Origin of the sequence: Actinomadura coerulea, from assembly GCF_014208105.1 — a bacterium.
Lineage (GTDB): Bacteria > Actinomycetota > Actinomycetes > Streptosporangiales > Streptosporangiaceae > Spirillospora > Spirillospora coerulea.
In genome coordinates this window covers 5,269,975-5,284,064 of the sequence record NZ_JACHMQ010000001.1, presented here as the reverse complement: position 1 = coordinate 5,284,064, position 14,090 = coordinate 5,269,975, and the positions used below count along the sequence as shown (strand labels likewise).

At 69.1% G+C, this 14,090-nt stretch carries 13 protein-coding genes; all 13 read left to right on the top strand.

Features of this window, described 5'->3' with window-relative positions; translation table 11 throughout:
* Position 1 precedes the first annotated feature (1 nt).
* The 13 genes from BKA00_RS24220 to BKA00_RS24160 all read left to right on the top strand — a co-directional run bounded on the left by BKA00_RS24220 (position 2) and on the right by BKA00_RS24160 (position 14,083).
* Positions 2-853 carry an SCO4651 family lipoprotein gene (locus BKA00_RS24220; RefSeq protein ID WP_221493276.1) on the top strand — a complete coding sequence of 284 codons (852 nt, stop codon included), beginning with the start codon at positions 2-4 and terminating at the stop codon, positions 851-853.
* 90 nt (positions 854-943) lie between these two features.
* Entirely contained in the window at positions 944-1,825 is an 882-nt protein-coding gene (locus BKA00_RS24215) for an SCO4651 family lipoprotein (protein WP_185028532.1), read from the top strand.
* Positions 1,826-2,149: 324 nt separating this feature from the next.
* Positions 2,150-2,713, top strand: coding sequence for a 50S ribosomal protein L10 (gene rplJ / locus BKA00_RS24210; protein ID WP_185028530.1), 564 nt, complete (start codon positions 2,150-2,152; stop codon positions 2,711-2,713).
* 54 nt (positions 2,714-2,767) lie between these two features.
* A complete protein-coding gene (gene rplL, locus BKA00_RS24205) occupies positions 2,768-3,154 on the top strand; it encodes a 50S ribosomal protein L7/L12 (protein ID WP_185028528.1) in 387 nt (128 codons plus the stop codon).
* A gap of 619 nt (positions 3,155-3,773) precedes the next feature.
* Positions 3,774-4,898, top strand: a complete 1,125-nt coding sequence (locus BKA00_RS24200; protein WP_230299121.1) for an ABC transporter ATP-binding protein — start codon at positions 3,774-3,776, stop codon at positions 4,896-4,898.
* A complete protein-coding gene (locus BKA00_RS24195) occupies positions 4,898-5,749 on the top strand; it encodes an MlaE family ABC transporter permease (RefSeq protein ID WP_185034717.1) in 852 nt (283 codons plus the stop codon). The genes BKA00_RS24200 and BKA00_RS24195 overlap by 1 nt, the downstream gene beginning before the upstream one ends.
* Entirely contained in the window at positions 5,750-6,598 is an 849-nt protein-coding gene (locus BKA00_RS24190) for an MlaE family ABC transporter permease (RefSeq protein WP_185028526.1), read from the top strand.
* A 6-nt stretch (positions 6,599-6,604) separates the two neighbouring features.
* On the top strand, positions 6,605-7,909 hold the full coding sequence (locus tag BKA00_RS24185; protein ID WP_185028524.1) for an MCE family protein: 1,305 nt from the start codon (positions 6,605-6,607) through the stop codon (positions 7,907-7,909).
* Positions 7,906-8,937 carry an MCE family protein gene (locus tag BKA00_RS24180; RefSeq protein WP_185028522.1) on the top strand — a complete coding sequence of 344 codons (1,032 nt, stop codon included), beginning with the start codon at positions 7,906-7,908 and terminating at the stop codon, positions 8,935-8,937. The genes BKA00_RS24185 and BKA00_RS24180 overlap by 4 nt, the downstream gene beginning before the upstream one ends.
* Positions 8,938-10,014 (top strand): MCE family protein, encoded by a 1,077-nt coding sequence (locus BKA00_RS24175; protein WP_185028520.1) that lies wholly within the window; start codon positions 8,938-8,940, stop codon positions 10,012-10,014. It begins immediately after the preceding gene.
* A gap of 15 nt (positions 10,015-10,029) precedes the next feature.
* Complete coding sequence (locus tag BKA00_RS24170; protein ID WP_185028518.1) at positions 10,030-11,298, top strand: MCE family protein; 1,269 nt, start codon at positions 10,030-10,032, stop codon at positions 11,296-11,298.
* Positions 11,295-12,617 (top strand): MCE family protein, encoded by a 1,323-nt coding sequence (locus BKA00_RS24165; protein WP_185028516.1) that lies wholly within the window; start codon positions 11,295-11,297, stop codon positions 12,615-12,617. Before BKA00_RS24170 ends, BKA00_RS24165 begins: the two co-directional genes overlap by 4 nt.
* Positions 12,614-14,083, top strand: coding sequence for an MCE family protein (locus BKA00_RS24160; protein ID WP_185028514.1), 1,470 nt, complete (start codon positions 12,614-12,616; stop codon positions 14,081-14,083). The genes BKA00_RS24165 and BKA00_RS24160 overlap by 4 nt, the downstream gene beginning before the upstream one ends.
* The last annotated feature ends 7 nt before the right edge of the window (positions 14,084-14,090 follow it).

Below are 14,090 nucleotides of genomic sequence, written 5' to 3'. Positions count from 1 at the left end.
CATGAACCGACGACTTGTGGTCGCGGCCGGCGGCACCGCAGTGGGCGCCGCCCTCCTCCTGTCCGGATGCAACGGGGACGGGTCGGAGAACACCGGCAACATGAAGCTCAGCGCGAACCAGGCGCTGCTGAAGGCGTCCGAGAAGACCGGCAAGACCGACACGTTCAAGGCCGACCTGACGGTGACGGGAACCGGCGACGGCGGCGGGAAGGTCCACGCCAACGGGCAGTTCCGGCTGCGCCCGTCACTGGAGTTCAGCGCGAAGCTGGACGACTTCAGCCAGAACGGGCAGAGCGTGCCGGGCGCCAAGGGCCAGGCCGTCTTCACCGGGAACGTGCTGTACGCGAAGGTCCCGCAGCTCGCGCAGTTCGTCAGCGGCGGCAAGCCGTGGGTGAAGGTCGACGTGAACCAGATGGCGCAGCGGACCGGCTTCGACGTCCGGGGCGTGGTCGACCAGGTGCAGAAGGTGGACCCGGCCGAGCAGACGAAGATGTTCACCGGCTCCAAGGACGCCCGCAGGGTCGGCACCGAGACGGTCGACGGCGTCAAGACGACGCACTACGCCGGAACGGTCACCGTCGAGGACGCGCTGAACCGGCTCGACGCGCAGGCCCGCGCGAAGGTCCAGCAGTGGCTGCCGAAGGACCGCGCCAACGGCAAGATCAACTTCGACCTGTGGACGGACGGCGACAACCTGCCGCGCAAGCTCGTCTCCAAGGCGACCGGCTCGAACGGCGAGAACGGCTCGGTGACCGTCCTCTACAGCGACTACGGCAAGTCGTTCAAGGTGAACACGCCTCCGTCCGACCAGGTGGGGCAGCTGTCCCTCCCGGGCGCGCTCGGCGGCAACTGAGAACGGTGAACCTCAGCGGGGTCTTTTGCGTCTGATGTACCGTTCGGGCCCTACCCCTCGGGTGCCAAGGAGAGCAAGGAGATCCCCCTGATGATCCGTCGTTTCGCGGCCGGCACGGTGCTGGCCACCGGCCTCGCCCTCTCGCTGACCGGCTGCCTCGGCGAGGCCGGGAAGACGGTGGACGACGCCGGCAAGGGGCTGCGGCTGTCCGCCGCGCAGGTCCTCGGCAAGGCCGCCGAGAAGACCGGCCAGATCGACTCGTTCCAGGCCGACCTGACGATGAAGTCGACCGGCTCGTCGACCGGCGACGTGTCGATGAACGGCACGATGCAGTACCGCACGAAGCCCGACCTGGCCTACAGCATGAACTTCGGGCAGATGACGGTCGCGGGCAAGCCGATGCCCGGCATGGAGCAGCGGCTCGTCGGCCGGACCATGTACATGAAGATGCCGATGCTGTCCCAGCTCGGCGGCGGGTCCAAGCCCTGGATCAAGATCTCGCTGGACGAGCTGGGCGCCAAGTCCGGGATGAACATCGACGAGCTGCTCCAGCAGTCCCGGCAGATGGACCCGGTGCAGAACACCAAGATGCTGACGGCGTCCAAGGACGTGCGCGAGGTCGGCAAGGAGACGGTCGACGGCGTCGAGACGACCCACTACACGGGCACGTACCGGATGGAGGACGCGGTGGCGAAGCTCTCCCCGGAGACGCGGGAGGCCTACCGCAAGAGCCTCGGCACGACCGGCCTCCAGGCCATGCACTTCGACCTGTGGGTGGACGGCCAGCAGCTGCCGCGCCAGATGACGATGAAGTCCACGGAGTCGACGCAGGGCGACATGACCATGACGATGAAGTACCGCGACTTCGGCAAGCCGGTGCAGGTCACCGAGCCTCCGGCCGGCCAGGTCACGGACTTCGGCGAGCTCATGAGCCGGCTCGGCAGCGGCGGGGGCCTGCCCGGCGGCGCCTGATCCAGGCCTGAGCACGACCGAGGGACCGCGCCCCGCCCGGGGCGCGGTCCCTCGCCCTGTCCGCCGATTTGGCCTCGTTGGCCAGGGCACGTATGCTGTCCGATGCCGAAGACCGCCGGTCGTCACCTCCCGCGAGGTGACCGAAGGACCCGACTCAGTTCGGGCGGCCTGCGTAGGTGAGACGAGAGCTTCCCCGCATGGCCTCCGTGCCGTGCCTGGACGCCCCGTGCGCCTGCGCCGGGGCGTTTTTTGGTGGATCGGCGCCCCAGTTCGTCCGTGGACTGCGGCGTGGATCGGACCACCCAGGTAATCGGAAGGAGGGCTATGGCCAAGGCCCACAAGGACGCGGCGATCGCCGAGCTCAAGAACGAGTTCGAGAGCTCCAACGGCGCCGTGCTGACCGAGTACCGCGGGCTTTCCGTCGCGCAGGTCAAGGAGCTGCGCGACAACCTCGGCGAGACCGCGCGGTTCCGCGTGGTGAAGAACACGCTGACCAAGCGCGCCGCGAACGAGGCCGGTGTCGACGAGCAGTTCCGTGAGCTGCTCGAAGGCCCGTCGGCCATCGCGTTCGTCCGCGGCGACGTGGTCGAGGCCGCCAAGGGCCTGCGCGACTTCGCCAAGGCGAACCCGATGCTGGTGATCAAGGGCGGCTTCATCGACGGTCAGTCGATGGACGCGGCCGAGATCACCAAGCTGGCGGACCTTGAGTCGCGCGAGGTGCTCCTCGCGAAGCTGGCCGGTGCGATGAAGGGCTCGATGGCCAACGCCGCCGCGCTGTTCAACGCTCTGCCGACGCAGGCCGCCCAGCTCGCCGAGGCGCTGCGCGCCAAGCGCGAGGCCGAGGGCGAGACCGCCGAGGCACCCGCCGCCGAGGCGTCCGCCGAGTAGGCAACCCGCGGTTCCATACCACCCCAGATCACAAGCCATAGCGGAGGAATCATCATGGCGAAGCTCAGCACCGACGACCTGCTCGACGCCTTCAAGGAGATGACCCTTCTCGAGCTCTCCGAGTTCGTGAAGCAGTTCGAAGAGGTCTTCGACGTCAAGGCCGCCGCCCCCGTCGCGGCCGTGGCCGCCGCCCCCGGCGCCCCGGCCGGTGGCGAGGAGGCCGCGGTCCAGGACGAGTTCGACGTCATCCTCGAGGGTGCCGGCGACAAGAAGATCCAGGTCATCAAGGAGGTGCGCGCCCTGACGAGCCTCGGCCTCAAGGAGGCCAAGGACCTGGTCGACGGCGCCCCCAAGCCGCTGCTGGAGAAGGTCAACAAGGAGACGGCCGACAAGGCCAAGGAGGCCCTGGAGAAGGCCGGCGCCTCGGTCACCGTCAAGTAACGACGCTCCAGAGCTCCGGAGCCCGCGCGGCTCCACCGCTCTCGAAGGAGGCGGTCACCCCGATGGGGTGGCCGCCTCCTTCTGCGTTCCCGGTGCTCGTCTTCGGCGCTCGACTGGGCGGTCTTGTCGCGGAACGTGGAGCGACGGTGCCGGAAGGGTCCGATTTCTGTGCTGAGGTGACAAACACCTGCGGGAAACCGTGTGTCCCGGCGGGTTGTGCGGCTTCCCGCCCGCGGCGTAGCGTCCCGTCTGACGCTGTGGCCACACCCGGCCGCTCGCGTCCCCGCAGTGCGGCGGGCCGCAGGGTCGCGGCCGTCCCCCGGCACCCCGCTCTTGAGGCTCCGGTTCTTGGACCACTAGTCTCATAGGCGCCGTAAGTAACGATTGTCTTACGACGTCGCATTTAGCCGCTGATCTGGGGCGCAACCCCTTCCATTTGGACGGGGGGCCGCTACGGTAGTGGCACCCGTCACGCCTACCGGACGGTAGCAATGCGGCGGACACGCGGTGTGACGACAGAACGCGGCGTGGAGACAGAGCGCGGTGTGACGACAGAAAGAGCCTGAGTGCTACTCGCTCATTGGTTCGGGATTCCCCCGGCCTGGACGAAAGGTGACGAGTGGGCGTCGAGATCAGAGTCGAGGGCCTGACGAAGTCCTTCGGCCGCCAGGTGATCTGGCAGGACGTGTCGCTGACCATTCCCGCAGGTGAGATCTCCGTTCTCCTGGGTCCGTCCGGTACCGGAAAGTCGGTCTTCCTGAAGTCCCTTGTGGGGCTGCTCAAGCCCGACCGCGGGCACATCTGGGTCGGCGACCGGGACCTGCCGTACCTGCCCGAATCGCAGCTCTACGAGACCCGGAAGCTGTTCGGCGTCCTGTTCCAGGACGGCGCCCTGTTCGGCTCCATGAACCTGTTCGACAACATCGCGTTCCCGCTCCGCGAGCACACCAAGAAGTCCGAGTCCGAGATCAAGCGCATCGTCATGGAGAAGATGGACCTGGTCGGTCTTCTCGGCGCCGAGCACAAGCTTCCCGGTGAGATCTCCGGCGGCATGAAGAAGCGCGCCGGCCTCGCCCGCGCGCTCGTCCTGGACCCCGAGATCCTGCTGGTGGACGAGCCGGACTCCGGCCTCGACCCGGTCCGCACCGCGTTCCTCAACCAGGTGTTCATCGACCTCAACGCGCAGATCGGCGCGACGTTCCTGATCGTCACCCACGACATCAACACCGCCCGCACCCTCCCGGACAACATCGGCCTGCTGTACCAGCGGCACCTGGCGATGTTCGGGCCGCGGGAGATGCTGCTGTCCAGCGAGGAGCCGGTCGTCCGGCAGTTCCTCAACGCCAGCAAGATCGGCCCGATCGGCATGTCCGAGGAGAAGGACGAGTCCGAACTGGAGGCCGAGGCGAAGATGGGCCACGACCCCGGCAAGCTGCCGCCGATCCCGCCGCAGCAGATGCCGAGCAACGGGCTGATCCGCGCCGGCATGCACGCGCCCGGCGCGTGGTGCGCGGCGCACGGCGTCACGCCGCCGCCCGGCTCGTTCGTCGACGACCTCGGCCGCAACTGGGTGGAGGAGTGGCCCCGGTACGTGGCGTCCATGACGCCCGTCGGCACTCCCGCCGGCGGCGCGCACGGCGCGCCCGGCGGCATGCCGCCCGCCGGCCCCCCGCCCGGCGATCCCGGGGGCCGGTTCCCCGGCAGCCCGCCGCCTGGCCAGCCGGGAGCGGGTGCAGGCTACTGATGTCCACTCCTGGTATCGGCGCGGACCAGCGAGGGGCACGGAAGGGCGGGGGCTCTTCGGCGACGTTCCGCAAGATCGGGGACGGCGCGGTCAACGTCGCGATCAAGGAACCGGGACGGTTCTTCGCCCTGTGCCTGGACACCGGCCGCGCGATGTTCCAATGGCCGTTCCAGTGGCGCGAGTTCATCCAGCAGGCCTGGTTCATCGTCAGCGTGACCGTCGTTCCCACGATGCTGGTCGCCATCCCCTTCGGCGGCGTGCTGTCCCTCCAGGTCGGCGGGCTGATCCGGCAGCTCGGCGCGCAGTCCTACACCGGCGCGACCGCGGTGGTCGCGATCGTCCGGGAGGCCAGCCCGCTGGTCACCTCGCTGCTGGTCGCGGGCGCCGCCGGGTCGGCGATGTGCGCCGACATCGGCTCCCGGAAGATCCGTGAGGAGATCGACGCCATGGAGGTGCTGGGCATCAACCCCCTGCACCGCCTGGTGGTGCCGCGGATGCTCGCCTGCGCGTTCGTCGCGCTGTTCCTCAACGGGCTGGTCTCGGTGGTCGGCCTGCTGGGCGGCTACTTCTTCAACGTGATGCTGCAGGGCGGCACCCCCGGCGCCTACCTGGCCTCCTTCAACGCCATCGCGCAGCTGCCCGACCTGCTGCAGGCGGAGTTCAAGGCGTTCGTCTTCGGCATCACCGCGGGCCTGGTCGCCGCGTACAAGGGCCTGAACGCCAAGGGCGGCCCCAAGGGCGTGGGCGACGCGGTCAACCAGACCGTCGTCATCACGTTCATGCTGCTCTTCCTGGAGAACTTCCTGATCTCCACGCTGTACTTCCAGTTCGTCCCGTCGAAGGGGATGTAGATGGCTGCCCCTGGCAAGACGGGCAAGGCCGCCCGGCGGGTGGTGAGCGCGCCGCTCGACCGGCTGGACGACTTCGGCCACCAGATGTCGTTCTACGCCCGCGCGTTCGCGTGGGTGTTCCGGGTGCTGCGCCGGTACCGCACGGAGGTGCTGCGGCTGCTGGCCGAGGTGAGCCTCGGCACCGGCGGCCTCGCGGTGATCGGCGGCTCGGTGGTGATCGTCGGGTTCATGACGTTCTTCACCGGCAGCCAGGTCGGCCTGCAGGGCTACGAATCGCTTAACCAGATCGGCACGGCCGCGTTCACCGGGTTCGTCGCGTCCTACTTCAACACCCGCGAGATCGCGCCGCTGGTGTCGGCGCTCGCCCTTTCGGCGACGGTCGGCTGCGGGTTCACCGCCCAGCTCGGCGCGATGCGGATCTCCGACGAGATCGACGCGCTGGAGGTCATGGCCGTCCCGTCGATGCCCTTCCTCGTCACCACCCGGATGCTCGCCGGAATGATCGCGGTCGTTCCGCTGTACATCGTGGGCCTGCTCGCCTCCTATGGCGCGACCCGGGTCATCGTGACGATGTTCTACGGCCAGTCGACCGGCACCTACGACCACTATTTCCATTTGTTCCTACCGCCGTACGACATCTTGTGGTCGTTCGGAAAAGTAATCGTCTTCGCGGTGCTGGTGATGCTGATCCACTGCTACTACGGCTACCACGCCTCCGGCGGCCCCGCGGGCGTCGGCGTCGCGGTGGGCCGCGCGGTGCGCACCAGCATCGTGGTGATCAACGTGGTCGACCTGATGCTCGGCATGGCGATCTGGGGCACGACGACCAGCGTCCGGATCGCGGGGTGACCACCAATGAGTGAGCGGTTGCGTTACCGGGTGCTCGGCACGTCGATGATCGTCGTGATCGTCCTGCTGCTGGCGCTGACCGTGGCGCTGTACAACAAGGCGTTCACGCCGACGCTCGACGTGAAGGTGCGGACCGAGCGGGCGGGGCTCCAGCTGCTGCCGCACTCGGACGTGAAGATCCGCGGTCTGATCGTCGGCGAGGTGCGGGGCACCGACGCCGACGCGCGCGGGGCGACGCTCCACCTGGCGCTGGACCCGGGCAAGGCGAAGCTGATCCCGCGCAACGTCCAGGCCCGGCTGCTGCCGAAGACGCTGTTCGGCGAGAAGTACGTGGACCTGGCCGCTCCGGCGCAGGCGGGCCCGCCCGGACTGCGCTCGGGCCAGGTGATCCAGCAGGACCGCTCCCAGGCCGCCGTCGAGATCGACAAGGTGCTGAACGACCTGCTCCCGCTGCTGCAGGCGGTCAAGCCGGCGGAGCTGAACGCGACGCTGAACGCCCTGGCCACGGCGCTGCAGGGCCGCGGCGACCAGATCGGCCGGAACCTGGAGGAGGCCGACGAGCTGCTGCGGAAGATCAACCCGCAGCTCGGCACGCTGGTGCACGACCTGAACGCCCTGGCCGACGTCTCCGACATCTACACCGCCGCGGCGCCCGACCTGCTGCAGACGCTGCGCAACCTCAACGTCACCAGCCGGACGATCACCGACAAGAAGGCGACGATCGAGCAGCTGATCCCGGCGACGACCGCGCTGGCCGAGGACGGCGACGTGTTCATGCGGCAGAACGCCCCGAAGATCATCGGCTTCAACATCGCGAACCGGGACGGGCTGGACCTGGTCGCGCGCTACTCGCCGTCGCTGCCGTGCGTGTTCGCGGGGCTGATGAAGCTCAAGCCGGAGTCCCAGCGGGTGGCGGGCGGCAACGGGTCCAAGACCTTCAACCTGACGATCGAGATCGTCAAGCCGGTGCCGGGCTACAAGTACCCGCTGGACAAGCCGGAGGCCAAGGACCAGCGCGATCCGCGCTGCTACGGGCTGCCGAACCCCAAGGTCCCGTCCCCGACCTACCTGGCGCTGGACGGCACGCAGGACGACCTGTGGTGGAAGAACCCCGATGACCCGAACGGCGGCGGGAGCCGCGGCCGGGCGCTGTCGAACGTCTTCGTGGACCCGGGCTCGATGAGCGAGAAGGACAAGATCAAGAACGTGCTCGGACCGGTGACGCGGACCCGCGCCGACGAGCTGTCCGACGTCGCGGCGCTGATGTTCGGGCCGCTGCTGGGCGACGGATCGGTGGTGACGGTCAAGTGAGGACGACCAGTGCGGCGATCAAGCTGACGATCTTCGTGGTCGTCACCTCGCTGGCCACCGGCGTGCTGGCGATGACGATCTCCAACATGCGGTTCCGGGAGACGACCACGTACAAGGCGATCTTCTCGGACGTGACGGGCCTGCTCGACAACGACGACGTGCGCGTCGCCGGCGTCCGGGTCGGCCAGATCGAGCACATCGAGCTGTACAAGGGCGACAAGGCCGAGGTCACGTTCAGCCTGCAGAAGGAGGACGTGTTCAAGGCCGGGCTGCCCGCGTCCACGCGGGCGCAGATCCGGTACCGCAACCTCATGGGCCAGCGGTACCTGGCGCTGACCGACGGCGCCGGCCGGGCCAACGACTACCTCAGGCCCGGCGACACGATCCCGGTCGGGCAGACCACGCCCGCGCTCGACCTGACGACCCTGTTCAACGGGTTCCGGCCGCTGTTCCGCGCGCTGGAGCCCAAGGACGTCAACACGCTCGCGATGCAGATCATCCAGGTCCTCCAGGGCGAGGGCGGGACGATCAACAGCCTGCTCGCGCACGTGGCGTCGCTGACCAACACCCTCGCCGACCGGGACAAGGTCATCGGCCAGGTGATCGACAACCTGAACACCGTGCTCGGCACCATCGACGAGCGGCACGACGAGGTCGACCAGCTGGTCACGGACCTGCGGGGGTTCGTCAGCGGGGTCTCGGGGGACCGCAAGGCGATCTTCGACTCGGTGGCGGCGATCAACGAGCTGACCGGCACCACGCAGGACCTGCTCGCCGACGCCCGCCCGGACATCCGCGACGACATCGCGGGGCTGCGCAAGCTCACCGCCACGTTCGACGCGAACGGCAAGGAGCTCGACGCGGGCCTGCAGCGGACGCCGAAGCGGCTGGAGGGGCTGGTGAACATCTCCTCCTACGGCTCCTGGTTCAACATGTACATCTGCGGCCTCGACGCGCGGGTGCGGCTGCCGGGCGGACCGGTCTACCAGACGCCGGCGATCGTGAACGAGAACGCGAGGTGCAAGTAGATGAGGATCCCGTTCCGGGAACGCAACCCGGTCCCCATCGGGCTCTCCGCGTTCGCGATCATCATCGTGCTGGTGGTGCTGGCGATGAACCTGGAGAACATCCCGCTCATCTCCGGCGGCAGGACCCACACCGCCGCGTTCCGGGAGGCGGCCGGGCTGCGGTCCGGCGAGGAGGTCCGGATCGCGGGCGTCAAGGTCGGCAAGGTCACCGGGCTCGAACTGGCCGGCGACCACGTCAGGGTGACCTTCCGGGTCGACGACGGCGTGCGGCTCGGCGACCGGACCGAGGCCGACATCAAGATCAAGACGGTGCTCGGCGCCCACTACCTCGCGCTCAACCCGCGCGGGCGCGGCCGGCTCGCCCGGGGCATCCCGATCGAGCGGACCCACACCCCGTTCGAGGTCGTCCCCGCGATCAGTGAGCTGAGCCAGCGCGTCGGCGCGATCGACGTGCAGCAGGTCGCCAAGTCCTTCGACGTGCTGTCGGACACCTTCAAGAACTCCCCGGAGGAGGTCAGAGCCTCCCTTCAGGGGCTGCGCCGGCTGTCCAACACGGTCGCGTCCCGCGACGACGAGCTGCACGAGCTGGCCGGCAAGGCCAAGGACGTCTCCAAGCTGCTCGCCGACCGCAACCAGGACTTCGCCAAGCTCGTCCAGGACGGCGACAAGGTGCTCCAGGCGGTGCAGGCCAGGCGCGAGGTCATCCACCAGCTGCTGATCAACACCGTGACCCTGTCCCAGCAGGTGAACGCCCTGATCAACGAGAACGACGCGCAGCTGCGCCCGATGCTGGACAACCTGGCCAAGGTCAACCGGATCCTGCTGAAGAACCAGAACAACCTGGACCGGATCCTCCAGCTGTTCGCGCCGTTCGCCCGGCAGTTCTCCGACGTGACGGGCACCGGCCGCTGGTTCGACTCGTGGATCCAGAACCTGATCCCGATCCCCGCCTCGATCCACAACCCCCCGTCCGGCGGAGGCGCGACGACGAACAGGCAGGGCGCCCAGCCGGGCGGCGGAACGCCCGGCACCGGCAAGACCGGCAACACCGACAACCCGTTGCCCTTCCTCCCGTGAGCAGGCAGGTCACCAGTGCGTAACTCCACGAGCATCCTCCGCCTGGGCGGCGCGATCCTCGCCGTCGCGGTGCTGGCCGCCGTGCTCCTGCTGGTCCTCCAGGAGCCGAAGCAGCGCCACATGACGGCGTACTTCACCAAGGCGGTCGGCCTGTACAAGGGCGCGGACGTCCGCATCCTCGGCATCCCCGTCGGCGAGGTCACCAGCGTCGAGCCCGTCGGCGACGCGGTGAAGGTCGAGTTGAGGTACGACGCCCGGTACAAGGTCCCCGCGGGCGCGCAGGCCGTGATCGTCAACCAGACCCTCGTCGCCGACCGCTACGTCCAGATCACGCCCGTCTACCGGGGCGGCGCCGTCCTCGCCGACGGGGCGACGCTCGGCACGAACCGCACCGCGGTGCCGGTCGAGGTCGACGAGGTCGGCGGGAGCCTGAACGAGCTGTCCAAGGCGCTCGGCCCGCAGGGCGCGAACGCGCCCGGCGCGAACGGCGAGCAGGGCTCGCTGTCGCGGCTGCTGCAGGTCGGCGCGGCGAACCTGGACGGGCAGGGCGAGGACATCCGGCAGACGATCGCCGACGCGTCCAAGGCGCTCAGCACGCTGAGCACCGACCGCGGCGACGTCGCCGAGACGATCAAGAATCTGCGGATCATCACCGACGCGATGAAGGCCAACGACCAGCAGATCAAGTCGTTCTCCGGACACCTCAACGGCGTCTCCGGGCAGCTGGCGGGGGAGAAGGAGGAGCTGAGCGCGGCCCTCAACACCCTGGCCCCGACGCTGAAGAACGTGCAGCGGTTCGTCAAGGGCAACCGCACCGAGCTGGCCGCCAACGTCCGGCAGCTCGCGCAGATCACCGGCGTGCTGGTGAAGGAGAAGGGCGCGCTCGCCGAGATCCTCACCGCCGGCCCGCTCGCCGTGAACAACCTGGCCCGCGCCTACGACCCGATCAGCGGCACGATCCACACCCGCGACAACTTCCGCCAGTTCCACGACCTGGCCGACTGGATCTGCTCGCTGGCGTACTCGGTGGGCACGCCCGCCAAGGAGTGCCTCGACTTCGTCACGCCGTACAACGGCATCGGCAAGGCCCTCACCGGGTTCAGCCTCGACCTGTCCTGGATCACCGCGCTGACCACCCACTACGACCCCGTGCCCGTCCCGCCGGACGCCTACGGCCCGCAGGGCAGGCCCGGCAAGACGAGCACCACGAACAAGACCGCGGCGACCGGGACGCAGAAGAGGCCCACGGACATCACGGCGCTGCTGCCTGGAGGTGGCCGATGAGCAGGCGGACGATCGGCGGGGCGCGGCTGCTCGGCGCCGCCGCGCTCGCGGGCGTGACGGCCCTGTCGGGCTGCTCCTTCAACGGCGTGGAGTCGCTGCCGCTGCCCGGCGGCCCCGACCTCGGCTCGCACCCGCGCACCGTGAAGATCGAGTTCGCGAACGTGCTGGACCTCGTCCCGCAGTCGGCGGTCAAGGTCAACGACGTGTCGGTGGGCAAGGTCGAGAAGATCGAGCTGGCCGGGGCACCCGGCGGGCAGGGCGGGGCCGGGAAACCGGGGGCCGGCTGGCACGCCGTCGTCACGGTCAAGTTCCGCGGCGACGTCAAGCTCCCCGACAACGCGATCGCGACGATCAGCCAGACCAGCCTGCTCGGCGAGAAGTTCGTGCAGCTCGAACCGCCGAAGAACGAGGCGCCGGTCGGAGAGCTCGCCGACGACGACCTGATCCCGCTGAACCGCACCTCCCGCGGCACCGAGATCGAGGAGGTGCTGTCGGCGATGTCGCTGCTGCTGAACGGCGGCGGCCTGGAGCAGGTCTCCACGATCAGCCACGAGCTGCAGGCCGCGATGGGCGGCCGGGAGTCGACGATCAAGTCGGTGCTGCAGCGGGTGAACACCTTCGCGGGGACGCTGGACCAGAACCGCGCCGCGATCACCCGGGCGCTGGACAGCATCGACCGGCTGACCGGCAAGCTGTCGGCCGAGCGCAAGACGATCCGGGACACCATCGACCAGACCGGGCCCGCGATCGCCGTCCTCAACCGCAACCGCGCCGACCTCACCAAGATGCTGGTCGCGCTGAACAAGCTCAGCCGCACCACCACCTACGTGATCAACCAGTCCAAGGCCGACATGCTGGCCAACCTCCGGGACCTCGACACGATCCTGCGCAACCTCAACAAGGCCGGCTCCGACCTGCCGAAGTCGCTGGAGACGCTGATCACCTTCCCGTTCCCCTCCACGTTCGAGAACGTCATCGCGGGCGACTACGGCAACGTGCGGCTGACCGTCGACCTCGACTTCGAGTCCATCGCGCAGAACCTGCTCGGCGGCACCGACCTGGAGGGGCTGCTCGGCAGCGGCAAGCAGATGCGCGGCATGCTCCAGGTCCCGAACGTGACGCTCCCGGACTCCCCGCTGGGCGTCCTGCCGCAGATGCCGGGCGGCGCGGGCCAGGGCGGGCTGCCCGGGCTTCCCGGCGGCACCACACAGACCCCGGGGAACCCGGCCGGCGGGAACGGCCAGGGTCGGCCGGGCGCGCTCGCCCCCGACCCGGGTGACGGCGGTCTGCGGACCCTGATGACGGGCGGTCTCTCGTGATCCTCAAGCGCGGCGTCATCGTCCAGCTCATCGCCTTCGCGGTCATCACCGTCGTCGGCGTGGCGATCGTCTCGGTCAACTACATCGGCATCGGCCGCGACCTGCTCGGCAAGCAGTACATCGCCTACGTCGACCTCACCGACTCCGGCGGCGTGTTCACCAACGCCGAGGTCACCTACCGGGGCGTCCCGGTCGGGCGCGTCGGCCCCCTGGAGCTGACCAAGGACGGCATCCGGGTCAAGCTCCTGCTGGAGCGCGGCAAGCGGATCCCGCGCGAGGGCACCAAGGCCGTCGTGGCGAACCGGTCGGCGGTCGGCGAGCAGTACATCGACCTGGAGCCCACCACGAAGTCCGGGCCCTACCTGGACCAGGGCGACCCGTACACCATCCCGCGGAGCCGCACCACGCTTCCGGTGTCCACCGCCGAGCTGCTGCGCAACGTCGACTCCCTCGTCGGCTCGGTGAACACCAAGGACCTCGGCGTCATCGTGGACGAGCTGAACAAGGCGTTCACCGGCTCCGCCTCGGACCTGCAGTCGATCCTGGACGACACCGACCGGCTGCTGAAGACCGCCAACGAGGCCTACCCCGACACCGAGCGGCTGCTGAACAACAGCGTGACCGTCCTGGACACCCAGCGCGGTCAGGGCGCCAACATCCAGGGCTTCGCCCGCAACCTGAACGCGCTGACCACCTCGCTCCGCAACGACGACCCGGCGCTGCGCAAGACCATCGACAACGCGCCGGGCGCGGTGAACGAGACCCACCAGGCCATCAACCAGCTGGCGCCGACGCTGCCCGTCCTGCTGGCCAACCTCACCACCACCGGCCAGGTCATCGCGTCCCGCAAGGCCGGCCTGCGGTCGCTGTTCATCCTCTATCCGGTGACGGTCGCGGGCGCGTTCACCGTCACCCCCGGCGACGGCACCCAGCACCTGGGCCTCGACCTGAACATCGACGCGCCGCCCGCCTGCACCCAGGGCTACGAGAAGGTCAAGCACCGCTGGCCGCAGGACACCTCGAAGAAGAAGCCGCTCCTGGACGTCGGCTGCAAGGCGCCCCACAACGCGCCCACGTCCGTGCGCGGCGCCCGCAACTTCCCGCGCGACGCCATAGCGCCGTTCCCGCAGGTCCCGCCGGGCGCCACTACCGGCGCCGGGTTCCCCGAGGGCGGCGCGTGGGGCACCCGCGGCGGCGGTGACGGCGGCGGTGACGGCGACGGAGCCAAGACGGACGCGAAGGGCTCGGGCAAGGCCGGGGCGGCCCCGACGGGCCAGCTCGCGGACGGAAACCTGTACCTGTCGTATCCGGCCGGTTCAGTGGAATTCGCTGGATACGATCCATCGACGGGTGCCGTCTACGGCCCCGATGGCAAGCGATACGTCATGCCGCGCAGCGCCGGTACACGCCAGTTGGGAGAGGAATCCTCGTGGAAGTGGCTCCTGCTCGGACCGCTGAGCCAGTGAGGCGGGC

Excerpts from the sequence above, each read along its gene's own strand:
- BKA00_RS24175 (WP_185028520.1), top strand. The coding sequence starts at position 8,938 with ATGAGGATCCCGTTCCGGGAACGCAACCCGGTCCCCATCGGGCTCTCC.
- BKA00_RS24220 (WP_221493276.1), top strand. The coding sequence starts at position 2 with ATGAACCGACGACTTGTGGTCGCGGCCGGCGGCACCGCAGTGGGCGCC.
- rplL (WP_185028528.1), top strand. The coding sequence starts at position 2,768 with ATGGCGAAGCTCAGCACCGACGACCTGCTCGACGCCTTCAAGGAGATG.
- BKA00_RS24165 (WP_185028516.1), top strand. The coding sequence starts at position 11,295 with ATGAGCAGGCGGACGATCGGCGGGGCGCGGCTGCTCGGCGCCGCCGCG.
- BKA00_RS24195 (WP_185034717.1), top strand. The coding sequence starts at position 4,898 with ATGTCCACTCCTGGTATCGGCGCGGACCAGCGAGGGGCACGGAAGGGC.
- rplJ (WP_185028530.1), top strand. The coding sequence starts at position 2,150 with ATGGCCAAGGCCCACAAGGACGCGGCGATCGCCGAGCTCAAGAACGAG.
- BKA00_RS24215 (WP_185028532.1), top strand. The coding sequence starts at position 944 with ATGATCCGTCGTTTCGCGGCCGGCACGGTGCTGGCCACCGGCCTCGCC.
- BKA00_RS24185 (WP_185028524.1), top strand. The coding sequence starts at position 6,605 with ATGAGTGAGCGGTTGCGTTACCGGGTGCTCGGCACGTCGATGATCGTC.
- BKA00_RS24190 (WP_185028526.1), top strand. The coding sequence starts at position 5,750 with ATGGCTGCCCCTGGCAAGACGGGCAAGGCCGCCCGGCGGGTGGTGAGC.